Origin of the sequence: Izhakiella australiensis, from assembly GCF_002006995.1 — a bacterium.
Classification (GTDB): domain Bacteria; phylum Pseudomonadota; class Gammaproteobacteria; order Enterobacterales; family Enterobacteriaceae; genus Izhakiella; species Izhakiella australiensis.
In genome coordinates, this window is sequence record NZ_MRUL01000010.1 from 56,951 (window position 1) to 80,934 (window position 23,984).

The following is a 23,984-nucleotide window of genomic DNA, read 5'->3' on the forward strand; positions in this document are numbered from 1 at the left end:
ATGATGATCCGATAAGCAGTAAACAGAGGGTACGGATTATAACGTGCTGCAGGTTAATTAATTTGATTTAAAACCACGATCGCGCGGCTAACAATGACCAGAAAGGGTTAACATCTGTTACAAATTTAGTTAATACTTGCCGGAGATTACTGCGCAGCAGGGAGAGAATTGGCTTATGACTGAAAAAAAACAGGTTCCTTTATCCGTGCTGGATTTAGCGCCTATCCCGCAGGGAGCGACGCCACGCGATGCTTTTCATTCATCTCTGGCACTGGCTCAACAGGCAGAAAAGCTGGGCTTTCATCGCTACTGGCTGGCGGAACATCACAGCATGACGGGCATTGCCAGCGCCGCAACCTCGGTGCTGATCGGCTATCTGGCCGCGCATACCAACACCTTGCACCTCGGCTCCGGCGGGGTAATGCTACCGAATCACGCGCCGCTGGTGATTGCCGAGCAGTTCGGCACCCTTGCCTCGCTCTATCCCGGTCGCATAGACCTTGGACTGGGGCGCGCGCCGGGTTCCGACCAGCGCACCATGATGGCGTTACGCCGCCATATGTCCGGACCGGTTGATACCTTTCCGCAAGACGTACAGCAGCTGACGGACTGGTTCGATCATCCGCCGCATCAGGAGCAGCCGGCAGTGCAGCCGGTACCCGGACTGGGATTACAGCTCCCGGTCTGGCTGCTTGGTTCAAGTTTGTACAGCGCGCAGCTGGCGGCGCAGCTGGGTTTACCGTTCGCTTTTGCTTCGCACTTCGCACCCGATATGCTGTTCCAGGCGCTGCATCTCTACCGCGAAAAGTTCCAGCCATCAGCCAGGCTGGAGAAACCTTACGCCATGGTGTGCATTAATGTGGTTGCCGCCGACAGCGAACGGGACGCACGCTTCCTGTTTACCTCCATGCAGCAACAGTTCATTAATCTGCGTCGTGGTAAGCCCGGACCGCTGCCCGCTCCGGTGGACAATATGGACAATATTTGGTCGCCGTCGGAGCAGTTCGGTGTTCAGCAAGCTCTGAGCATGTCCATCATCGGCGATCGAGACACGGTGCGTCAGGGGCTGGCAGGGCTGCTGCGTGAAACGCAGGCCGATGAGATCATGGTTAACGGTCAGATTTTCGATACCCAGGCGCGTTTGAACTCTTTCGCCCTGACGAAAGCAGCCTACGACGATCTGCGATAGCGGCCTTTTACCGGCATAAAAAAAGCCCGCTAAGCGGGCTTTTTTGTTTTTATATCATACTGACGTATCAGGCATCACGACGACGCACCGGCGCGCTGTCATCGCGACGGCCGCGGCCGCCTTCACGACGCTCGCCGCCGAAACCACCGCGACCACCTTCACGACGCTCACTGAAACGACGACCGCCTTCGCTGCGCTCAGCGCCACCGAAGCTACGGCCGCCATCACGCCCACCGCGGCGCTCGCCGCGTCCAGGCTGGGCATCGCCGATCAGCTGCATATTCATCGGCTTGTTCAGAATACGCGTACGGGTAAAGTGCTGCAGCACTTCGCCCGGCATGCCTTTCGGCAGCTCAATGGTCGAGTGAGAAGCAAACAGCTTGATGTTACCAATATAGCGGCTGCTGATATCGCCTTCGTTGGCAATAGCACCCACAATATGGCGAACTTCAACACCGTCATCGCGGCCCACATCAATACGATACAGCTCCATATCACCAACGTCGCGACGCTCACGGCGCGGACGGTCTCCGTCGCGCGGGGCATCACGTCCACTACGGCGATCATCGCGACGGTCATCACGACGATCGTCGCGATCGCGGAACTCACGGCGAGCAGGACGAGGCGCATCAGGCGGCAGGATTAACGGACGTTCGCCCTGGGCCATCTTCAACAGCGCAGCGGCCAGGGTTTCCATATCCAGCTCACTCTGCGGCGCAATTTTACTCAGCAGGGCGCGATACTGATCCAGATCGCTGCTTTCCAGCTGCTGCTGTACTTTTTCCGCAAATTTAGCCTGACGGCGATCGCCCAGCAGATCTGCATTCGGCAGCTCGACTTCCGGAATAGTCAGCTTCATGGTGCGCTCAATGTTGCGCAGCAGACGACGTTCGCGGTTCTCAACGAACAGCAGCGCGCGGCCAGCGCGACCTGCACGACCGGTACGGCCGATACGGTGAACGTAAGACTCGGAGTCCATCGGAATATCGTAGTTAACAACAAGGCTGATACGCTCAACGTCCAGTCCGCGAGCGGCAACGTCGGTGGCGATCAGGATATCCAGTCGGCCATCTTTCAGGCGTTCCAGCGTCTGCTCGCGCAGCGCCTGGTTCATGTCACCGTTCAGCGCGGCGCTGTTATAGCCACTGCGCTCCAGCGCTTCCGCCACTTCCAGCGTCGCGTTTTTAGTGCGTACAAAAATAATGGCAGCGTCGAAATCTTCAGCTTCCAGGAAGCGTACCAGTCCGTCGGTTTTGCGGCCCCATACGGTCCAGTAGCTTTGACTGATATCCGGACGGGTCGTTACGCTGGACTGAATGCGCACTTCCTGCGGTTCATTCATAAAGCGACGGGTGATACGGCGGATCGCTTCCGGCATAGTGGCAGAAAACAGTGCGGTCTGATGACCGTCCGGGATCTGCGCCATGATGGTTTCCACGTCTTCGATAAAGCCCATACGCAGCATTTCATCAGCTTCGTCGAGTACCAGACCGCGCAGGTTAGACAAATTCAGGGTACCGCGCTTCAGGTGGTCCAGCAGGCGGCCGGGGGTACCGACAACAATTTGTGGCCCCTGACGCAGCGCGCGCAGCTGCACGTCGTAGCGCTGACCGCCGTACAGGGCCAGCACGTTTACGCCGCGCATATATTTAGAAAATTCAGTTGCAGCTTCAGCTACCTGCACCGCCAGTTCGCGGGTCGGTGCCAGCACCAGGATCTGCGGTGCTTTCAGTTCAGGATCAATATTGTTCAGCAGCGGCAGGGAAAACGCTGCCGTTTTTCCGCTCCCGGTCTGGGCCATACCCAGTACGTCACGGCCTTCCAGCAGGTGCGGAATGCAAGCCGCCTGAATTGGTGAAGGCTTCACATAGCCCATATCGTTCAGTGCTGACAGGATGGATTCGTTCAGGCCAAGGTCGGAAAAATTGGTTTCAATATCAGTCATGTAGTACACGTGCCTCTTGGATTGCGGCGGCCAGTCTACATAACTCGTCATGAAAATCTTCAGTCATTTTCATCGAAAAGTGTGAACCGGCTCAAATTAGTAGTTTGGACGAACAACAAAGCCCTCACCCGCGAGGATGATGACTTTTAAAAACCTCAGGCAATGAAAGTTCGTCAGCTATTGCTGGTCAGATTCTGATAAATCGTCTTGTGTCTGGCCAAGGAGCGCCAGTTCCAACAATGCATATCGGTGCTCAACAAAATTATTCACGTTGTTGGCGACCGTCAGCTTGAATAACGCTTCCGCGTTATCCTTATCCCCCAGACTTAGGTAGTACTTACCTAAATAGAAGTTGGTTTCACTGAGATGTTCAGCGAGCGAGGTGTTATCCGGTGCGTCCGCCTTGAGACGTTCCATTAGCGTTTTTTCGCTGATGTCGCCCAGGTAGAACTCGACAATGTTCCATCCCCACTGGTCTCTGACCGCTTTGTCATAACGCTGCTTCAGCGCCACTTTAGCTTGTTTGGCATTCATCTCACGCTCCGTGAGATAGAGCCACAAACTGCGGAAAGGATCATTAGGATCGTCTTGATAAAACGCCAGCAGATCATCTTGCGACAATTTATACCGACCGCCATAGTAAAGCGCGATACCCCGGTTTAAATGCGCATAGTTATAAGTTGGATCAAGCTCAAGTACAGAATCAAACGCTTCGTAGGCAGCATCAAAATTGCCTGCCTGCGTTAAATATATGCCTAAGTAATTGAATACTTCAGGCATATCAGGTCTGATAGACAGCGCTTGCGAAAAATCGTTACGCGCTAATGCCCTCAAACCCAAACTATCATACAACACTCCGCGCTCATATAATAGCTGTGCGCGTTCATCATCGCTAAGTGCGCGACTGGCAAGAATTTGTTCCATGCGTGCCAGAATGACTTCCTGTTGCAGCGTCGGTTGTAAAGGAACCGCCAGCACTGCATCTTTACGCCAATTCGCGTTGCTGCATCCTGCCAGCGTTAAAGCCGTCGCAACAACACACAAGCGCAAAAAAGGCTTCATTTCCCACTCCCGAATACAAACATTGGGATAACGTTCCAGTTATCCGCCTGCCGTGCACAAGGTTTCCCGACCTCGCAATGAAACGTCGCCCTGTACATATTAGTTACCGTTACGCTGGCAGTTTTACACTGTCTAAAACAGGCTGTCATCACAATCTCAGCACTCACGGTAACCATTGTGTAACACAGAATGTACAGGACAACAGCCCCCTAAATTCGCTTATCGTGTTGTCAGCCAAAGCCGGGCGAGTTACAGGAGCTATCAGTATTCCCTGCGCTCCGACACGCACGGGCGTGCCGGAAGCGCGAGGCATACTAACTTATTACATTATTCTGCTTCAGGTGCAGCAGGCTCTGCCGGGGACGATTCGCTGGCTTCTTTAATGCTCAAACGAATACGGCCCTGGCGGTCAACTTCCAGCACCTTAACCGGTACTTCCTGGCCCATTTGCAGATAGTCAGTCACTTTCTCAACGCGCTTATCGGCGATTTGAGAGATGTGAACCAGACCTTCTTTGCCGCCGCCGATTGCCACAAAAGCGCCGAAATCAACGATGCGAACAACTTTACCGCTGTAGATACGGCCCACTTCAATTTCTGCGGTAATCTCTTCAATACGGCGGATAGCATGTTTAGCTTTGTCACCATCGGTAGCCGCGATTTTCACCGTGCCATCATCTTCGATTTCAATGGTGGTGCCAGTTTCTTCCGTCAGCGCACGGATCACCGAACCGCCTTTACCAATCACGTCCTTAATTTTGTCCGGATTGATGCGGATGGTGTGAATGCGCGGAGCGAATTCAGAGATATCGCCACGAGGCGTGCTGATCGCCTGCTCCATAACGCCGAGGATATGCAGACGGGCGCCTTTCGCCTGATTCAGCGCAACCTGCATGATTTCACGGGTGATGCCTTCGATTTTGATATCCATCTGCAGCGCAGTGATACCTTCACGGCTACCTGCAACTTTGAAGTCCATATCGCCGAGATGATCTTCATCACCAAGGATGTCGGACAGCACGACAAAGTTGTCACCTTCTTTAACCAGGCCCATTGCAATACCGGCAACGGCCGTTTTGATCGGCACGCCGGCATCCATCAGCGCCAGAGAGGCACCACAAACGGAAGCCATGGATGAAGAACCGTTAGATTCGGTGATTTCAGATACCACACGCACGGTATAAGGGAACGCTTCCTGCTTCGGCATTACCGCCAGCACGCCGCGTTTTGCCAGACGACCGTGACCAATTTCACGACGTTTTGGCGAGCCGACCATACCCGTTTCACCCACGGAGTACGGAGGGAAGTTATAGTGGAACAGGAAGCTATCGGTGCGTTCACCCATCAGCTCATCAAGATTCTGCGCGTCGCGAGCGGTTCCCAGCGTGGCGGTAACCAGTGCCTGAGTCTCACCACGGGTAAACAGCGCGGAGCCATGAGTACGGGGCAATACGCCGGTGCGCACGTCCAGACCGCGGATCATATCTTTTTCCCGGCCATCGATACGCGGTTCGCCACGCAGTACGCGACTGCGCACCACGTTTTTCTCGATGGTGTGCAGAATCTCGCCCAGTTCGTTTTCGTCCAGGGCTTCGTCTTCTGCTAACAGCGCCGCAATAGCTTCAGATTTAATCGTGCCGATCTGCTCGTAACGAGCCTGCTTATCGGTGATGCGATAAGCGTCGCTAAGACGCGATTCTGCCTGAGCCGCAACGCGCGCATTCAGCGCTTCATTAACGACTTCAGGCTGCCAGTCCCAGCGCGGTTTGCCAGCTTCAGCAACCAGTGAGTTGATGTTGTCGATCACTACCTGCTGCTGCTCATGGCCGAAAACCACGGCGCCCAGCATCTGATCTTCGCTCAGCAGCTCGGCTTCGGATTCAACCATAAGTACCGCGCCTTGAGTACCCGCGACAACCAGGTCGAGCTTGCTCTGTGCCAGTTCGTCAACCGTCGGGTTCAGTACATATTGATCGTTGATATAACCAACGCGCGCAGAACCAATCGGACCGTTAAAAGGGATACCAGAAAGCGACAGCGCAGCGGAAGCGCCGATCATAGCGACAATATCAGGGTTAACCTGCGGGTTAACGGAAACCACGGTCGCAATAACCTGCACTTCATTAACGAAACCTTCAGGGAACAGCGGACGCACAGGGCGGTCGATTAAGCGGGCAATCAGGGTTTCACCTTCGCTGGGACGGCCTTCGCGACGGAAAAAGCTTCCGGGAATGCGGCCAGCAGCGTAAGTACGCTCCTGATAGTTAACGGTTAACGGGAAAAAGTCCTGTCCGGGCTTGGCTTTCTTCTGACCGACCACGGTCACAAATACAGCGGTGTCATCCATGCTGGCCATTACGGCAGCAGTCGCCTGCCGCGCCATCATACCGGTCTCAAGGGTGACGGTATGTTGTCCATACTGAAATTTACGTACAATCGCGTTCAGCAAAATTTTATCCTTAACTTCATGGCAGAAAATACGCACCCGCGTTCTGCCGTGGATCTCTAAATCTTCTGATGCATCCTCGCGACTAATGACAACCTTCAATCCACAGGAATAAAGCCTCTCATTAGCCGCGCGAACCTCTGCAACAAAAGATCACCCATGCAACAATACATTAGTTTGGCTTGAATTGCTGCCGGTTACTTGAAAAAAGGGGCCATGATGGCCCCTTTTTAGTGAAACTCACATAAATCCGAATATATCACTACGCATTGTACTGAAAGCATCGGATTCTTAAGACTTAGCGACGCAGACCCAGGCTCTCAATCAGGCTTGAGTAACGTGCAACGTCTTTGCGTTTCAGGTAGTCCAGCAGCTTACGACGCTGAGATACCATACGCAGCAGCCCACGGCGGCTGTGATGATCTTTTTTATGCTCAGAAAAATGACCCTGCAGGTGATTGATCTGGGCAGTCAGCAGGGCAACCTGAACTTCGGTAGAACCACTGTCGTTGGTGCCGCGACCGTATTTAGCAACGATCTCAGCTTTAGCTTCTACGCTTAGAGACATAGTAAACTCCGTTATAAGTGAATGATGGCGGCCGATCTCTAATTCAGCGCACCCAGTGTAAAGCCGGCGTATTCTACTCCGCGTTTCAGTCGATAGCAAACGCAGAAACAGACACCACCCGCAGTCGGCAATCAGCACCCGGTATTCTCTCCCCGGGCGCGATTTTTAACCCGGCGAATGCTCAGGCGTCCGGATACTCAACAACCAGCCGGCGGGGAGCTACGCGACCAAGGTCATCGATTTCCGCCATGCCGATAAAGTCGCGGCCATCGCCTTCAGTGACGCGAACCAGACCATCAGGCGGCACGCCAGCAACCTGAACCGGCTGCCCCTGCTTAAAATAAGCGGCAACCGAAGACTGGATATTAACTTCGGGCAGGCTGGCCGCCGGGCTGTCCATTGGCATCAGCAAAGCATCGAGTCGATTATTAGGTGAGCACTCACTTTCATTTGTTTCGCTGACCACAGCTTGCAACTGCTCAAGCGTAATCATCTTTTCAACGGGATAGCTCGCTACCTGCAGACGACGCAGCATAGTCACGTGCGCACCGCAGCCCAGCTTTTCGCCAAGATCGTCGATAATCGTACGGATGTATGTGCCTTTGGAGCAGTAGATTTCTAATTCCAGCTCCTCAGCTTCATGGCGAATAAACACCAACTGATAAACGGTAATCGGACGCGCTTCACGTGGGACCACAATGCCTTCACGCGCATATTCATACAGTTTACGCCCCTGATACTTTAGCGCCGAATACATGGAAGGCACCTGCATTGTTTCGCCGCGGAAACTATCCAGTACATCTTGCAGCTGAGCATCGCTAAATGTCAGTGGGCGCTCACTAATAATTTGACCGTCGGCATCAGAAGTATCGGTACGCTGGCCAAGACGCGCAATAACCCGATAACGCTTATCGGAATCCAGCAAATAGCGGGAAAACTTGGTGGCCTCTCCCAGACAGATCGGCAGCATACCGGTTGCCAGCGGATCTAAGGCGCCGGTATGACCCGCCCGATTGGCGTTATAGATACGTTTGACCTTTTGCAGCGCGTCGTTTGAAGAGAGGCCCGGCGGCTTGTCCAGCAACAGTACGCCATGTACGTCACGCCCGCGGCGGCGAGGACGACTCATTAATCCTCCCTGGATTCATCATCGTCGTCATTAACCCGACGCGCATCATCATTGCGGATAACCGAGCTAACCAGGTTAGACATGCGCATCCCTTCTATCAGCGAATTATCATAAAAGAAGGTCAGTTCAGGAACGATGCGTAAACGCATTGCTTTGCCCAGCAGCGTACGAATATAGCCTGACGCCTCTTTAAGCGCTTTCAGACCATTTTTGATAGCGTCTTCATCCTGATCATTGAGGAAAGTGACAAACACTTTCGCGTAGGCCAGGTCGCGTGAAACCTCAACGCCGGAAACGGTTACCATCATTCCCAGGCGCGGATCTTTAATTTCGCGCTGCAAGATGATAGCAATCTCTTTTTGCAGCTCCTGTGCAACGCGCTGTGGGCGACCAAATTCTTTCGCCATAAAATTATCTCCAAATAATTAGGAGGCCGAGCGGCCTCCCAAAAGTGTCGTTGTCATGCGCAGTGGATTAATCAATCGTGCGTTTTATTTCGATCACTTCAAACACTTCGATCATGTCACCGGTGCGAACGTCATTATAGTTCTTCACGCCGATACCGCATTCCATACCGTTGCGGACTTCGTTGACGTCATCTTTGAAGCGGCGCAGAGATTCCAGCTCGCCTTCATAAATAACAACGTTCTCACGCAGCACGCGGATCGGGTTATGACGCTTAACCAGGCCTTCAGTAACCATACAGCCAGCAATGGCGCCGAATTTCGGTGACTTAAATACGTCACGAACTTCAGCCAGACCAATAATCTGCTGTTTGTATTCCGGCGCCAGCATGCCGCTCATCGCCGCTTTAACTTCATCAATCAGATGATAGATGACCGAGTAGTAACGCAGATCCAGGCTTTCAGCTTCAATCACCCGCCGCGCTGACGCATCGGCACGCACGTTAAAGCCCAGGATAATCGCGTTGGAAGCAGCGGCCAGCGTTGCATCGGTTTCAGTGATACCACCAACGCCGGAGCCGACGATTTTCACTTTCACTTCATCAGTTGAAAGTTTGATCAGCGAGTCGGCAATCGCCTCGACAGAACCCTGAACGTCAGCTTTCAGAACGATGTTCAGTTCAGAAACTTCACCTTCAGACATGTTGGCAAACATGTTTTCCAGTTTAGATTTCTGCTGACGCGCCAGCTTAACGTCGCGGAATTTGCCCTGGCGATACAATGCCACTTCACGCGCTTTCTTCTCATCACGAACGACAGTTGCTTCATCGCCGGCAGCCGGTACGCCCGACATGCCGAGAATTTCGACCGGAATAGAAGGACCCGCCTGGGTGACTTCACGGCCCAGCTCGTCACGCATCGCACGCACGCGGCCGTATTCAAAGCCACAAAGTACGATATCGCCTTTGTTAAGCGTACCTTCACGTACCAGCACGGTAGCAACCGGACCACGGCCTTTGTCGAGGAAAGATTCAATAACGACGCCGCTGGCCATGCCGCTGCGAATAGCAGTCAGCTCCAGAACCTCGGCCTGCAGCAGAATGACCTGCAGCAGATCATCAATTCCGGTACCCGCTTTGGCGGAAACGCTGACGAACATGTTCTCACCGCCCCACTCTTCAGGGATGATGCCGTACTGAGTCAGCTCGTTTTTAACCCGGTCCGGATCGGCTTCCGGTTTATCGATTTTGTTAACGGCAACCACTACCGGAACGCCAGCGGCTTTCGCATGCTGGATTGCTTCGATAGTTTGCGGCATCACGCCATCGTCGGCGGCAACCACCAGTACCACGATATCCGTCGCCTGCGCACCGCGCGCACGCATTGCGGTAAACGCGGCGTGTCCCGGCGTATCGAGGAAGGTGATCATGCCATTTTCGGTTTCGACGTGGTATGCACCAATATGCTGTGTAATACCGCCAGCTTCGCCAGACGCCACCTTCGTGGAGCGAATATAGTCAAGCAGCGAGGTTTTACCGTGGTCGACGTGACCCATAATGGTTACTACCGGCGCACGGGATTCCATTGCAGCGCCAGTGTCACGGTCACTCATCACCGCTTCTTCCAGCTCGTTTTCACGACGCAGGGTAACTTTGTGGCCCATCTCTTCGGCTACCAGCTGTGCCGTTTCCTGGTCGATGACCTGGTTGATAGTCGCCATCGCGCCCATCTTCATCATCACCTTGATGACCTGAGAGCCTTTTACCGCCATTTTGTTTGCCAGCTCGGCGACGGTAATCGTTTCACCGATGATGACATCACGGTTCACTGCCTGCGCGGGTTTGTTGAAGCTTTGTTGCAGGGTGCTGCCTTTGCGGTGTTTACCGCCTTTGCCGCCGCGAATAGCGGCACGCGCTTCTTCACGATCGGTTTTCGCTTCCGCGTGCTTGTTGCCTTTTTTGGCGCGCGCTGGTTTCGCACTGCGACCGTGTGAGCGACCGCCTTCTACTTCGCGATCGTTCTCATCCTCAGCCTGACGAGCATGCTGTGAGGTAGTGACGTGATAGTCAGTCTCTTCCTCGACTTCAGGTTTTTCCCATTCGCCGGCTTTTTCTTCGGCCAGACGACGGGCTTCATCAGCAGCCTTTTTGGCGCTTTCTTCCAGTTTGCGACGTGCTTCTTCTTCCGCTTTACGCTGCAGCTCAGCCGTTTCAGCTTCGCGACGCGCCTTTTCGGCCTGGTTCATTCGGGTTGCTTCGTCGATAGGTTGATTGCTCACTTTACTTTTTTCCGCTGCCTCACGTTTGGCTTTTTCTGCAGCCTCACGTTTGGCTTGCTCCTCGGCTTCACGCTTCGCTTTTTCTTCAGCTTCGCGTCTGGCTCGCTCTTCTGCTTCGCGCTGAGCCTGCTCTTCGGCTTCACGCTGCGCCTGGGCTTCAGCCTCTGCCTGCTCAGCATCAGCGGCATCACCCTTCATATAAGTACGCTTTTTACGCACTTCAATTTGTACCGACTTACTTTTACCCCCGGAACCAGGAATATTCAAGGTGCTGCGCGTTTTACGTTGCAAAGTCAGTTTACCGCCGTTGCTGTGGTCGCGGCTAAGGTGAGTCAATAAAGTCTCTTTTTCTTGTTGGCTTACAGAGTCATTTTCAGACTTGCGGATCCCCGCTTCAGCAAACTGCTGTACCAGGCGTTCTACCGGGGTCTGAATCTCTGCAGCCAGGGATTTTACAGTTACATCTGTCATGCTGTTCCTTCCTGCTACAGTTTATTACGCGTCGTCACCGAACCAGCAAATATTGCGTGCAGCCATAATCAGCGCACCGGCTTTCTCATCATCCAGCCCTTCAATATCTGTCAGATCGTCGACACCCTGTTCGGCAAGATCTTCCAGCGTACATACGCCTTTTGCTGCCAGTGTGAATGCCAGGGCACGATCCAACCCTTCAAGGTTCAGCAGATCTTCCGCAGGTTTGTTGTCGCCCAGGCTCTCTTCCTGTGCCAGCGCGAGGTTAGTCAACGCACTCTTCGCACGTTCACGCAAGGCTTCCACTGTCTCTTCGTCCAGGCCATCAATTTCCAGCAATTCGTTGATGGGTACGTAGGCCAGTTCTTCCAGTGATGAAAAGCCTTCTTCAACCAGCACCGTGGCGAACTCTTCATCAATATCGAGATGTTTGGTGAAAGCATCAATTGCCGCGTGCGCTTCAGCCTGATGTTTGGCCTGAAGATCGTCAACGGTCATTACGTTTAGTTCCCAACCGCTCAGTTGCGATGCTAAACGGACGTTCTGGCCATTACGGCCAATCGCCTGAGCCAGATTTCCGGCTTCTACGGCAATATCCATGGTGTGATTGTCTTCATCCACCACGATAGAAGCGACATCCGCCGGCGCCATCGCATTGATAACGAACTGTGCCGGATTATCATCCCACAGAACGATGTCGATACGCTCACCACCCAGCTCACTGGACACCGCCTGAACGCGCGCACCGCGCATGCCCACACAGGCACCCACGGGATCAATGCGCTTATCATTGGTTTTTACCGCAATTTTGGCGCGTGAGCCCGGATCGCGGGCGGCAGCTTTAATTTCAATCACTTCTTCGCCGATTTCCGGTACTTCAATGCGGAACAGCTCAATCAGCATCTCCGGACGCGAACGGCTGACAAACAGCTGAGCCCCGCGTGCTTCCGGACGTACCGCATAAAGGATACCGCGAATGCGGTCGCCGGGGCGGAAGTTTTCGCGCGGCAGCATGTCTTCACGAATGATTACCGCTTCGGCATTATTGCCCAAATCGAGGGTGATATTGTCACGATTTACTTTCTTCACCACGCCGGTGATGATATCACCTTCCTGCTCACGGAATTGGTCAACGACCATCGCGCGCTCGGCTTCACGCACTTTTTGCACGATGACCTGCTTGGCAGTCTGCGTAGTGATGCGGTCAAAGGTTACCGACTCAATCTGATCCTCAACATAATCATCAAGGTTAAGGTTTGCATCTTCAAACTGTGCGGCTTCCAGCGTGATTTCACGCGTTGGTTGTGTCACTTCCGTAACAATTAGCCAGCGGCGGTAGGTATCAAAGTCGCCGCTCTTGCGGTCGATGCTGACGCGAACATCGATTTCCTGCTCATATTTTTTCTTGGTTGCTGTCGCCAGTGCGCTCTCCAGCGCCTCGAAGATCTTCTCACGGGGCAGAGCTTTCTCGTTGGAAACGGCTTCAACGACAGCTAAGATTTCTTTATTCATCCTGGTTAGCCTCAATCCTGACTTTTAAAAGTGGGGGACCAGATTCGCCTTCTGAATATTGCTCAGCGCGAACACTTCATCGTTACCCTCAACGGTCACAGTGATCATTTCACCGTCGACAGACTTAATTATACCCTGCCATTTGCGGCGGTTTTGTACAGCCATACGTAATACGAGGCTGACTTCCTCCCCCTGAAAACGGACATAATGCTCAGCAGTGAACATTGGACGATCGAGCCCGGGCGAGGAAACTTCGAGGTTGTAAGCGACGCTGATCGGATCTTCAACATCCAGAACCGCGCTGACCTGATGGCTGACATCGGCGCAATCATCGACAGTAATACCGTTGTCACTATCAATATAGATGCGCAGCGTTGAAGTGCGGCCGCGCACGAACTCAATACCAACCAATTCATAGCCGAGCGCTTCAACGGGAGCCGAAATCAGCTCTGTCAATTTTTGCTCTAATGTGGACAAAGCCACCTCCAGGACATAAAAAAAGGGCTTACAGCCCAGTGATGCAATTGCCTGATAACAAAAAACCCCGATAAATCGGGGCTTTATGCGACTGGACCCTGTATGTCGCATTATGCGACACGGCACACTATCCAGAAGAATTTTTTTCAAAACTCGCCGTAATGCGCCGATAGATGCTTACAGTATATTTGAAAAAGAACTCTATGGGAAAGTGGTTGCGGGGGCCGGATTTGAACCGACGACCTTCGGGTTATGAGCCCGACGAGCTACCAGGCTGCTCCACCCCGCGTCCGAAAACGTGGCGAATATTACGCCTAACCTGCATAAAATGCAAGTAAAACTAAGATTTGGTACCGAGGACGGGACTTGAACCCGTAAGCCCAATCGGGCACTACCACCTCAAGGTAGCGTGTCTACCAATTCCACCACCTCGGCACTAATGTCTGCAAATTTTCTACTTCATTTGCAGAGAAAGCGTGATGCCAGCTTATTTAGGGATATCGTTACCCGGAGCTGGTTTAGCAGGCTGTTCCTGCGGTGCCTGCTGGCTTTGGGCAGGAGCAGTCAGATTATCCCACTCGCTGCCTTTCTGCGTTTTGTTGCTGTTCAGGTTGCCCAGCACCAGACTGATAATGAAGAACAGGGTTGCCAGCACTGCTGTGGTTCGGGTCATGAAATTACCTGAACCGGAAGAACCAAACAGCGTTGCGGAGGCGCCCGCACCAAAAGAGGCACCCATATCAGCGCCTTTACCTTGCTGCAGCATGATAAGACCGACCAGGCCAACAGCTACAATAAGGAAAACAACTAACAGAGCGTCGTACATAATCAACCTTTTTACTGGCGGAGCTAACCGCACCTGAAGTAGCTTCAAATACCCCACGGGGATGATATCACCGTCACCCACTGAAGCGGGTGAGAATACTAACTAATGCCCCCTGTCCACGCAAGCGCAATTTACATGGAAATGGTTGTTTGCAGAAAAAAACGACAACCGGGCGGCATTGTGGCCGCCTGGCGGGCAGATAAAAAGCAATTAAGCGCTGTGTGGCCAGGATCAGACCGCCTTCACTGCTTCAGCAATTTTGTGTGCCAGTTCGCTGACCAGGGTCTCATTTTCGCCCTCAACCATCACCCGAATCAAAGGCTCGGTGCCGGATTTACGCAGCAATACCCGCCCTTTGCCGTGCAGCGTTTTTTCTACTTCCCGACTCACGGCCAATACGTTTTCATCTTGCAGCGGATCATGCTTACCGCTGAAACGTACATTAACCAGCACTTGCGGCAGCAGAGCCATGCCGCTGCAGAGATCGTGCAGGCTCATGTGATTACGTACCATCGCGGTAAGCACCTGCAGTCCGGCCACAATGCCATCACCCGTGGTGGTTTTATCCAGCAAAATCACGTGCCCGGAGTTTTCGGCGCCCAATCGCCAGCCTTTCTCCTGCAGCGTTTCCAGCACGTAGCGATCGCCTACTTTCGCCCTGGCGAACGGGATGCCCAGCTGTTTTAACGCCAGCTCAAGGCCCATATTGCTCATCAGCGTACCAACCACGCCGCCACGCAGCTGTCCCTGTCGCAACCCTTCACGAGCAATAATATAGAGGATCTGGTCGCCATCGACCTTCATACCAAGGTGATCAACCATCATTATCCGGTCGCCGTCACCATCAAAGGCCAGTCCTAAATCCGCCTTCTCTGCCAGCACCCGCTCCTGCAGCATGCAGATATCCGTCGCGCCGCATTCTTTATTGATATTCATTCCATCTGGCTGAATTCCAACAGAAATCACATCGGCGCCCAGTTCGCGCAGCACATTAGGGGCGATGTGATAGGTCGCACCGTTAGCGCAGTCCACCACAATTTTCAGACCGTTAAGATTCAGCTCGCTGGGAAAGGTTCCTTTGCAGAATTCAATGTAGCGACCGGCAGCATCGACAATGCGGCTGGCTCGCCCAAGATCGGCAGATTCCACGCAGGTAAGCGGTTTTTCCATTTCGGCTTCAATCGCTTTCTCCACCTCATCCGGTAGCTTGGTGCCGTCGGTTGAGAAGAATTTGATACCGTTATCATCATAGGGATTATGGGAGGCAGAAATAACAATCCCGGCCTCGGCACGGAAAGTACGCGTCAGGTAGGCAATGGCCGGCGTTGGCATTGGACCAGTAAACGCGGCGGAAAGGCCTGCGGCAGCCAGGCCAGCTTCAAGCGCAGATTCCAGCATATAGCCCGAAATGCGCGTATCTTTGCCAATAATGACCTTTCGCGAGCCATGCCCAGCCAGGACTTTACCCGCCGCCCAGCCAAGTTTCAGTACGAAATCCGGGGTGATAGGAGATTCGCCCACTTTGCCGCGAATGCCATCTGTTCCAAAATATTTTCGGTTATTCATAGACCCTTCATCTTTCTCGTTGCCGATGTTTTAGCTGCTCGCCCGGCCAGATACAGAACATACGCTGGTGCGACTTCCGGTCATCAGTTTTCACGTTCCCGATGTTTCATTAAAGCCGCTATGCGCCCTTTTCATTGAGCGTAGCTTCAACGACACGCATAGCTTCCACCGTCTCCTTCACATCGTGAGCGCGGATAATATGCGCCCCTTGCATGGCGGCAATGACCGCGCAGGCCAGGCTACCGCTCAGGCGCTGTGTCGGGCCGACATTAAGCAGCTGTCCAATCATACTCTTACGCGACATGCCGACAAGCAGCGGCAAACCAAAATGATGGTAATCGCTCAGGTGCGCTAACAGCTGATAATTGTGGCTAAGATTTTTACCGAAACCAAACCCCGGGTCGAGCAGCATCTGCGTTTTTTTGATACCTGCCGCCTCGCAGCGAGCGATATGAGTGGTAAAGAAGTCGTCCACCGCACTGCGCACATTCTGATAATTGGGGTCCAACTGCATGGTTTTTGGCTCCCCCTGCATGTGCATCAGGCAAACCGGCAGCCCTGTTGCCGCTGCGGCCTCCAGCGCGCCCGGAAGCTGCAGTGAGCGAATATCGTTTATGATATGCGCGCCGGCGCTTGCCGCTTCACGGATAACCTGCGGCCTTGAGGTATCCACGGATATCCAGACCTCAAAACGTTGAGCAATAGCTTCAACTACCGGAATAACCCGCTCCAGCTCTTCTTCTACGCTGACGTCATGCGCGCCTGGCCGCGTTGATTCGCCGCCAATATCAATAATGGTGGCGCCGGCATTAAGCATCTCATTGGCGTGCGTCAGCGCAGCTATCAGTGTGTTGTGTTTTCCGCCGTCTGAGAAGGAGTCCGGGGTCACGTTCAAAATACCCATCACGTGGGGATGTGACAAATCCAGCTCGCTATCTCCGGCGTACAATTTCATTAACGCAGTCTCCTCAGTGCAACGGAATGATGATAAAAAAAAGCCCCGGAAGGTCCGGGGCTTAGTTTAATGGTTTACACCGGCGAAAACATCGCCGGGTAACAGATTACATGGTATTACCTGGATTAGGTGAGCGCGGTTCATCGACCGGGCGCGGCGCTTTCGGCGAACCATTATCCGAATTATCGCTACCAGACTCTTCCCATCCGGCCGGAGGACGTACTTCGCGTCGAGCCATAAGATCGTCAATCTGCGGGGCATCAATGGTTTCATACTTCATCAGCGCATCTTTCATGGCGTGAAGAATATCCATATTGTCGTTCAGGATCTCGCGAGCACGCTGATAGTTTGTTTCAACCATGTGCTTCACTTCCTGATCGATAATGCGCGCCGTTTCATCCGACATATGCTTGGCTTTTGCCACAGAGCGTCCGAGGAATACTTCGCCTTCTTCTTCCGCATACAAAAGCGGACCGAGTTTTTCAGAGAAGCCCCACTGCGTCACCATGTTACGAGCCAGATTAGTCGCAACCTTGATATCGTTAGATGCCCCGGTAGAAACATGCTCAACGCCGTAAATAATTTCTTCGGCCAGACGACCGCCATACAGTGTTGAAATCTGGCTTTCCAGCTTCTGACGGCTGGCGCTGATTGCGTCGCCTTCAGGCAGGAAGAAAGTTACGCCAAGTGCCCGGCCACGCGGGATTATAGTAACTTTATGCACCGGATCGTGCTCCGGCACCAGACGCCCGATAATCGCATGGCCCGCTTCATGATAAGCCGTTGACTCTTTCTGCGCTTCGGTCATCACCATGGAGCGACGTTCGGCGCCCATCATGATTTTGTCTTTGGCTTTTTCAAATTCAACCATGGAAACCACGCGACGATTGCTGCGCGCCGCAAACAGCGCCGCTTCGTTTACCAGGTTAGCCAAGTCCGCACCGGAAAATCCGGGTGTGCCACGGGCAATAATCGCAGCGTCAATGTCGGTCGCCAGCGGCACGCGACGCATATGCACTTTAAGAATCTGCTCGCGCCCGCGCACATCCGGCAGCCCGACCACAACCTGACGGTCAAAACGCCCCGGACGCAGCAGCGCCGGATCCAGTACGTCAGGACGGTTAGTTGCCGCAATAACGATAATGCCTTCATTACCTTCAAAGCCGTCCATCTCAACCAGCATCTGGTTAAGGGTCTGTTCGCGTTCGTCGTGACCGCCGCCCAGACCGGCGCCACGCTGGCGACCGACCGCATCGATTTCATCGATAAAGATAATGCACGGCGCCGCTTTTTTGGCCTGTTCGAACATGTCACGTACGCGTGAAGCGCCGACACCAACGAACATTTCCACAAAGTCGGAACCAGAAATAGTAAAGAAAGGCACTTTAGCTTCGCCGGCGATAGCTTTCGCCAGCAGGGTTTTACCGGTCCCCGGCGGCCCGACCATCAGCACGCCTTTTGGAATTTTACCACCCAGTTTCTGGAAGCGGCTTGGCTCTCGCAGGTATTCCACCAGCTCGCCAACTTCTTCCTTAGCTTCATCACACCCCGCTACGTCAGCAAAGGTGGTTTTAATCTGGTCCTCGGTAAGCATACGCGCCTTGCTTTTACCAAAGGACATCGCGCCTTTACCGCCGCCGCCCTGCATCTGGCGCATAAAGAATATCCAGACGCCAATCAGCAACAGCATCGGAAACCAGGAGATAAAGATAGTGGTAAGCATGCTCGGCTCTTCAGGCGGATCGCCTACCACTTTGACGTTTTTAGTCAAAAGGTTATCGAGCAACTTGGGATCGTTGACAGGAATATAGGTCGTGTATCGATTACTGTCTTTTTTGGTTACGTTGATTTCACGCCCGTTAATACGTGCCTCGCGGATCTGATCCTGATTCACTTCCTGCAGGAAGGTTGAATAATCAACCCTTCGGCTATTAGACTCGCTGGGCCCAAAGCTCTGGAATACCGACATCAGCACAACTGCGATGACCAACCAGAGAATCAGGTTTTTCGCCATGTCACTCAAGGGATTAACCTCTTCTTACAACTGTGTTAACAGACAGCGTAGGGTACTATAGTTTGCGCCCTGTCGCTACAATGTACACTTCACGCGAACGTGCGCGCGAAGCGTCCGGCTTACGAATTTTCACTTTCGTAAACAGGGAGCGAATTTCCCGGAGGTATTCATCGAAGCCTTCTCCCTGAAACACTTTCACTACAAAACTACCACCAGGTGCCAGTACATCCCGACACATTTCAAGCGCTAACTCGACCAGGTACATTGACCGTGGGATGTCAACCTCAGGCGTTCCGCTCATGTTCGGCGCCATGTCCGACATCACCGCCTGAACTTTTTCATCGCCAACGCGTTCCAACAGCGCCTTAATCACTAATTCATCACGAAAATCGCCCTGAAGAAAGTCAACGCCGACAATCGGATCCATTGGCAGAATATCACAAGCGATAATGCGCCCTTTTGATCCTATCTGCGTTACCACATATTGCGACCATCCACCCGGCGCCGCGCCAAGGTCGACAACCGCCATTCCGGGTTTAAACAGCTGATCGCTCTGCTGTATTTCATCAAGTTTAAACCAGGCGCGCGAACGCAGACCTTTTTTCTGCGCCTGCTGCACATATTTATCGCTAAAGTGTTCCTGTAGCCAGCGGCTGGAACTGGCTGAACGCTTTTTACCAGTCATACAATTTCCAACTATGATTCATCGTGGGCGATAAATAAACCGCTCAAACCAATACTGCCGATTTGGTGATATACCGGAGATGGCGGTAGAATGCTCCGTTTTCAATCCCTGTAAGTAAAAAATACGATGAATCTGAGTACTAAACAAAAACAGCACCTGAAAGGGCTGGCCCATCCATTGAAACCCGTTGTTATGCTGGGTAACAATGGCCTGACTGAAGGGGTGTTGGCCGAAATCGAACAGGCTCTTGAACACCACGAACTGATTAAAGTTAAAGTCGCCACGGAAGACCGTGAGACCAAAAGCCTGGTGGTTGACGCCATCGTACGCGAAACGGGGGCTGCGAATGTGCAGGTGATCGGTAAGACACTGGTACTGTACCGTCCATCCCAGGAGCGTAAAATTTCCCTTCCTCGCTAATTTCCCTGACCCGCCGCCCTACGTCAAGCGGCGTTACGTTGGTCGGATGAAATTGCCACGCTATTTATCAGTATAAAAGGCCGCGCTGCGGCCTTTTTCTTTTCTTTACAAAAATGCTGTGGCCGGCGGTCGCTGGCCAATTAGCCGACGACTTCAGACGTAATCAATTTTAATGATTTCGTATTCTGCATCGCCGCCCGGCGCTTTGACGATAGCGATATCATCCTGTTCTTTACCAATCAACCCACGCGCCATCGGAGAGTTAACGGAAATCAGGTTTTGTTTAAAATCAGCTTCATCGTCGCCGACAATGCGATAGGTAGATTCTTCGTCATTGTCCAGGTTTAACACCGTGACCGTTGCGCCAAAAATCACCCGGCCATTAGCATTCATTTTCGTGACGTCAATCACCTGGGCATTCGAGAGCTTGGCTTCGATCTCCTGAATTCGTCCCTCACAGAAGCCCTGCTCTTCACGGGCAGCGTGATACTCGGCATTCTCTTTCAGGTCACCGTGTTCACGGGCTTCAGCAATTGAAGCGATAATGCGCGGACGCTTTACCGACTTCAACTCTTCGAGTTCAGCACGCAGCTTTTCCGCGCCGCGTAACGTCATCGGAATCTGGTTCATCTCAATACCTCGTCAAATCAATCCTGTTTAAAACATCGTCATCCTGACCTGTGATTGCAGAAAAACGTTCTGCGCCGCTTGTTACCAAATTTACAAACGAAAGAAACCTGACCCGGAGTGCTCCCCAGGCCAGGAAATCATTTTGCATTTTGATACGTATTTTACCCGGGAGTTCCCCCCGGGTCATCGTTTACTTTGCACCTCAATGCACCGTAGTATGACAGCACCATCTGCCTTTTACCGCGAGATTATGCGATTTTTACGAATTCTTACCGGTGCAGCCTGCGCAATTTCACTTAATGCTCAAGTTGCACAGGCTGCCTCAGTTGAAAGCTATACGCAATATTTACCTGAAGGAACAAGCCTGGCGTTTTTGGCGCAGAAAGTCGGTTCCAGCACGCCATTACTGGATTACAACGGCAAGCAGATGGCTCTACCCGCCAGTACGATGAAAGTACTTACGGCTCTGGCCGCGCTGTTACAGTTGGGCCCGGACTTTCGCTTTACGACCACGCTGGAAAGTCACGGCAGCATCAGTGGCGGCACGCTGAAAGGGGATCTGATTGCGCGTTTCGACGGCGACCCGACCTTTTCCCGTCAGAATATGCGCAATATGGTCGCTCAGCTTAAAAAGCTGGGCGTCACGCATATCGATGGCAATCTGGTTATCGATACCTCGGTGTTTGCCAGCCATGACAAAGCGCCCGGCTGGCCGTGGAACGATATTTCAGAATGCTTTGATGCGCCACCGGCCGCTGCAATCGTTGACCGCAACTGCTTCTCAGTCGCGCTGCACAGCGCGCCTAAACCGGATGAAACCGCGCACGTTACCGTCGCGTCATATTATCCGGTCAGCGTGTTTAGCCAGGTTCGCACTCTGGGCCGCAACTCGCCGGATGCCCAATACTGCGAGCTGGATGTGGTAACCGGCGAGCTTAACCGCTACACGCTGACAGGCTGTATGCCGCAGCGGGCTGAACCTTTGCCGCTGGCTTTTGCTATTCAGGATGGCGCGGCATACGCAGGTCAGTTGCTGAAAGGCATGCTCTCCGACGCCGGCATTGACTACAGCGGGCATCTGGTTCGGCAAACTCAGGTCAATCAGCCCGGCACGGTGCTGGCGCAGACCCAGTCCGCGCCTTTACACAACCTTCTGCACAGCATGCTGAAGAAGTCGGACAATATGATTGCAGATGCCGTTTTTCGCACTATCGGGCATAACTATTTCGGCGTTCCGGGCACCTGGCGGGCCGGATCCGATGCGGTACGGCGTATTCTCAAGCAAAAAGCCGGTATCGATATGGGCAATAGCATTCAGGTAGACGGTTCAGGTCTGTCACGCCACGATCTGCTTTCACCAGAAACGATGATGCAGGCGTTACAATATATCGCTCAGCACGATCAGCAGCTGGACTTTATTTCCATGCTGCCGCTCGCAGGCTATGACGGCACGTTGCGCTATCGTGGCGGTCTGCATGAGGCGGGCGTCGATGGCAAACTGTCGGCCAAAACGGGGTCTTTGTCAGGGGTGTATAACCTGGCGGGCTTCCTGACAACCGCAAGCGGTCAGCGTGTAGCCTTCGTTCAGTTCCTGTCGGGGTATGCCGTTCCGCCTCAGGATCAACGGCAGCGCCGCATTCCGCTGGTGCGCTTTGAAAGCCGCCTGTATCGGGATCTTTATTCAAACTACTAAATAATAATGGGAGCCGCTGGCTCCCATTATTTATTGTCTTAACGCTGATAAATGGTTTCTACGCCTTCATCGTCGTCTTCATCCCAGTCGTCGTCCCAGTCATCTTCCTCGACTTCCTGGGCGGCTTCCAGCTGCTCACGATGATAATCGTCCCACATAAACTCAACTTTCTCAGCCGCCTGCGGCGCCTCTTCTTCCAGCTGCTTAGGATTAGCCACCAGAAAAGACATCACATCCCAGCACAGATCTTTTACGCCATTCTGGCTGGCCGCTGAAATAACATAGAGCTTCTGCTGCCAGCCTAACGCGTCAGCAATGGCCTGCGCGCGCTGCTGAGCCTCTTGCGGATCAAGCAGATCGGCTTTGTTAAATACCAGCCAGCGCGGCTTCTGGAAAAGCTTTTCGCTGTATTTTTCCAGCTCGCCAAGAATGATCCGCGCGTTTTCAACCGGATCTGATTCATCGATTGGCGCCAAATCGATCAAGTGCAATAATACGCGGCAGCGCTCAAGATGCTTCAGAAAGCGGATCCCAAGGCCGGCGCCATCAGAAGCGCCCTCAATCAGGCCGGGAATATCGGCCACCACGAAGCTCTTTTCATTATCCATACGCACCACGCCGAGGCTGGGAACCAGCGTGGTAAAGGGATAGTCAGCAACCTTTGGCTTAGCGGCGGAAACGGCGCGAATAAAGGTTGATTTACCGGCATTTGGTAACCCCAGCATGCCGACGTCGGCCAGCAGCATCAGTTCCAGCTGTAAATCGCGCTGTTCGCCGGGCGTCCCCATCGTTTTCTGGCGCGGCGTGCGGTTAACAGAGGACTTGAACCGGGTATTGCCCAGACCGTGCCATCCTCCCTTTGCGACCATCAGACGCTGATTGTGACGCATCATATCGCCCAGGGTTTCGCCAGTACCCTGATCGATAATACGGGTCCCTACCGGCACCTTGACGGTAACGTCTTTACCACGCTTGCCGGTACAGTCACGGCTCTGGCCATTCTGGCCGCGTTCGGCGCGAAATGCCTTTTCAAACCGATAGTCGATCAGGGTGTTGAGGTTTTCGTCGGCTTCAAGGTAAACGTCGCCGCCATCGCCGCCATCGCCGCCATCCGGCCCGCCTTTAGGAATATATTTTTCCCGGCGGAAGCTGACGCAACCATTGCCACCGTCACCGGCAGCCACCAGGATAGTGGCTTCATCAACAAACTTCATGTTACTTCTCCGTCTATCATTCGCCCGATGTCAGGCGCGGAAAAATCCGCGTCGGCCATCCGGGATGACACCATGCGGACTTAAAACAGCGATTACGTAAACTGCATATAAAGTGTACAACACCCTTGCCGTACATCGCTAACGCCGGTCTGGCGCAGAATGTAAAAAGCCCCGCCATCTGAGCGGGGCTTTCTGAATCGTCGTTGCACAGCGTTTAATCGCCGTGCGGCGCGATAACCATTACTCAGCAACGATGCTGACGTATTTACGGTTGTTCGGGCCTTTAACTTCGAACTTCACTTTACCATTTTCGGTTGCAAACAGCGTGTGGTCACGACCACAGCCAACGTTGGTGCCCGCATGGAATTTAGTGCCGCGCTGGCGAACGATGATGTTGCCAGCCAGAACGCTTTCACCGCCGAAACGTTTTACGCCCAGGCGTTTTGCATTTGAGTCGCGACCGTTACGAGTGGAGCCGCCAGCCTTTTTGTGTGCCATTTG

At 53.2% G+C, this 23,984-nt stretch carries 21 protein-coding genes and 2 tRNA genes; 3 read left to right on the plus strand and 20 right to left on the minus strand.

What is annotated here, in order from left to right; translation table 11 throughout:
• Window positions 1–175: 175 nt before the first annotated feature.
• Entirely contained in the window at window positions 176–1,189 is a 1,014-nt protein-coding gene (locus BTJ39_RS14675; RefSeq protein WP_078003446.1) for a luciferase-like monooxygenase, read from the plus strand.
• Window positions 1,190–1,256: 67 nt separating this feature from the next.
• On the opposite strand, the gene BTJ39_RS14680 is transcribed toward BTJ39_RS14675, so the two are convergent.
• From BTJ39_RS14680 to rlmE, 17 genes are all read right to left on the minus strand, one after another.
• Window positions 1,257–3,134: a DEAD/DEAH family ATP-dependent RNA helicase gene (locus BTJ39_RS14680; RefSeq protein ID WP_139356357.1), complete on the minus strand. Its 1,878-nt coding sequence runs from the start codon at window positions 3,132–3,134 to the stop codon at window positions 1,257–1,259.
• Window positions 3,127–3,207 (minus strand): protein YrbN, encoded by an 81-nt coding sequence (gene yrbN / locus BTJ39_RS25430; RefSeq protein WP_139356359.1) that lies wholly within the window; start codon window positions 3,205–3,207, stop codon window positions 3,127–3,129. Before yrbN ends, BTJ39_RS14680 begins: the two co-directional genes overlap by 8 nt.
• Before the next feature lie 104 nt (window positions 3,208–3,311).
• Complete coding sequence (nlpI, locus tag BTJ39_RS14685) at window positions 3,312–4,196, minus strand: lipoprotein NlpI (protein WP_078003448.1); 885 nt, start codon at window positions 4,194–4,196, stop codon at window positions 3,312–3,314.
• A gap of 327 nt (window positions 4,197–4,523) precedes the next feature.
• Window positions 4,524–6,644 (minus strand): polyribonucleotide nucleotidyltransferase, encoded by a 2,121-nt coding sequence (gene pnp, locus BTJ39_RS14690; RefSeq protein WP_078003534.1) that lies wholly within the window; start codon window positions 6,642–6,644, stop codon window positions 4,524–4,526.
• Between the two features lie 295 nt (window positions 6,645–6,939).
• A complete protein-coding gene (gene rpsO, locus BTJ39_RS14695) occupies window positions 6,940–7,209 on the minus strand; it encodes a 30S ribosomal protein S15 (RefSeq protein WP_075183007.1) in 270 nt (89 codons plus the stop codon).
• Between the two features lie 181 nt (window positions 7,210–7,390).
• Window positions 7,391–8,338: a tRNA pseudouridine(55) synthase TruB gene (truB, locus tag BTJ39_RS14700; protein ID WP_078003449.1), complete on the minus strand. Its 948-nt coding sequence runs from the start codon at window positions 8,336–8,338 to the stop codon at window positions 7,391–7,393.
• Window positions 8,338–8,745: a 30S ribosome-binding factor RbfA gene (gene rbfA, locus BTJ39_RS14705; protein WP_078003450.1), complete on the minus strand. Its 408-nt coding sequence runs from the start codon at window positions 8,743–8,745 to the stop codon at window positions 8,338–8,340. Before rbfA ends, truB begins: the two co-directional genes overlap by 1 nt.
• Window positions 8,746–8,812: 67 nt before the next feature.
• Window positions 8,813–11,491, minus strand: coding sequence for a translation initiation factor IF-2 (gene infB / locus BTJ39_RS14710; protein ID WP_078003451.1), 2,679 nt, complete (start codon window positions 11,489–11,491; stop codon window positions 8,813–8,815).
• A 24-nt stretch (window positions 11,492–11,515) separates the two neighbouring features.
• A complete protein-coding gene (nusA, locus tag BTJ39_RS14715; protein ID WP_078003452.1) occupies window positions 11,516–13,003 on the minus strand; it encodes a transcription termination factor NusA in 1,488 nt (495 codons plus the stop codon).
• A 24-nt stretch (window positions 13,004–13,027) separates the two neighbouring features.
• Window positions 13,028–13,480 carry a ribosome maturation factor RimP gene (gene rimP / locus BTJ39_RS14720; protein WP_139356358.1) on the minus strand — a complete coding sequence of 151 codons (453 nt, stop codon included), beginning with the start codon at window positions 13,478–13,480 and terminating at the stop codon, window positions 13,028–13,030.
• Between the two features lie 212 nt (window positions 13,481–13,692).
• A tRNA-Met gene (locus tag BTJ39_RS14725) sits at window positions 13,693–13,769 on the minus strand.
• Between the two features lie 59 nt (window positions 13,770–13,828).
• Window positions 13,829–13,915: transfer RNA gene (locus tag BTJ39_RS14730), tRNA-Leu, on the minus strand.
• Window positions 13,916–13,967: 52 nt separating this feature from the next.
• Window positions 13,968–14,306 (minus strand): preprotein translocase subunit SecG, encoded by a 339-nt coding sequence (gene secG, locus BTJ39_RS14735; protein WP_078003453.1) that lies wholly within the window; start codon window positions 14,304–14,306, stop codon window positions 13,968–13,970.
• Window positions 14,307–14,537: 231 nt separating this feature from the next.
• Window positions 14,538–15,872, minus strand: coding sequence for a phosphoglucosamine mutase (gene glmM, locus BTJ39_RS14740; RefSeq protein WP_078003454.1), 1,335 nt, complete (start codon window positions 15,870–15,872; stop codon window positions 14,538–14,540).
• Between the two features lie 118 nt (window positions 15,873–15,990).
• On the minus strand, window positions 15,991–16,827 hold the full coding sequence (gene folP, locus BTJ39_RS14745; protein WP_078003455.1) for a dihydropteroate synthase: 837 nt from the start codon (window positions 16,825–16,827) through the stop codon (window positions 15,991–15,993).
• 106 nt (window positions 16,828–16,933) lie between these two features.
• Window positions 16,934–18,841 (minus strand): ATP-dependent zinc metalloprotease FtsH, encoded by a 1,908-nt coding sequence (gene ftsH, locus BTJ39_RS14750; protein WP_078003456.1) that lies wholly within the window; start codon window positions 18,839–18,841, stop codon window positions 16,934–16,936.
• A gap of 55 nt (window positions 18,842–18,896) precedes the next feature.
• Entirely contained in the window at window positions 18,897–19,526 is a 630-nt protein-coding gene (gene rlmE / locus BTJ39_RS14755) for a 23S rRNA (uridine(2552)-2'-O)-methyltransferase RlmE (RefSeq protein WP_078003457.1), read from the minus strand.
• Between the two features lie 126 nt (window positions 19,527–19,652).
• On the opposite strand from rlmE, the gene yhbY reads away from it, so the two are divergent.
• The gene (gene yhbY / locus BTJ39_RS14760) at window positions 19,653–19,946 is read left to right on the plus strand and encodes a ribosome assembly RNA-binding protein YhbY (protein WP_078003458.1); all 294 of its coding nucleotides are present in this window, start codon (window positions 19,653–19,655) and stop codon (window positions 19,944–19,946) included.
• Window positions 19,947–20,099: 153 nt separating this feature from the next.
• On the opposite strand, the gene greA is transcribed toward yhbY, so the two are convergent.
• Complete coding sequence (gene greA, locus BTJ39_RS14765; protein ID WP_078003459.1) at window positions 20,100–20,576, minus strand: transcription elongation factor GreA; 477 nt, start codon at window positions 20,574–20,576, stop codon at window positions 20,100–20,102.
• Window positions 20,577–20,826: 250 nt separating this feature from the next.
• Between greA and dacB the strand changes: the two genes are divergently transcribed.
• Window positions 20,827–22,269 carry a serine-type D-Ala-D-Ala carboxypeptidase gene (dacB, locus tag BTJ39_RS14775; protein WP_078003536.1) on the plus strand — a complete coding sequence of 481 codons (1,443 nt, stop codon included), beginning with the start codon at window positions 20,827–20,829 and terminating at the stop codon, window positions 22,267–22,269.
• Between the two features lie 38 nt (window positions 22,270–22,307).
• On the opposite strand, the gene cgtA is transcribed toward dacB, so the two are convergent.
• On the minus strand, window positions 22,308–23,483 hold the full coding sequence (gene cgtA / locus BTJ39_RS14780) for an Obg family GTPase CgtA (RefSeq protein ID WP_078003461.1): 1,176 nt from the start codon (window positions 23,481–23,483) through the stop codon (window positions 22,308–22,310).
• 240 nt (window positions 23,484–23,723) lie between these two features.
• Entirely contained in the window at window positions 23,724–23,981 is a 258-nt protein-coding gene (gene rpmA, locus BTJ39_RS14785; protein WP_078003462.1) for a 50S ribosomal protein L27, read from the minus strand.
• Window positions 23,982–23,984: the final 3 nt, after the last annotated feature.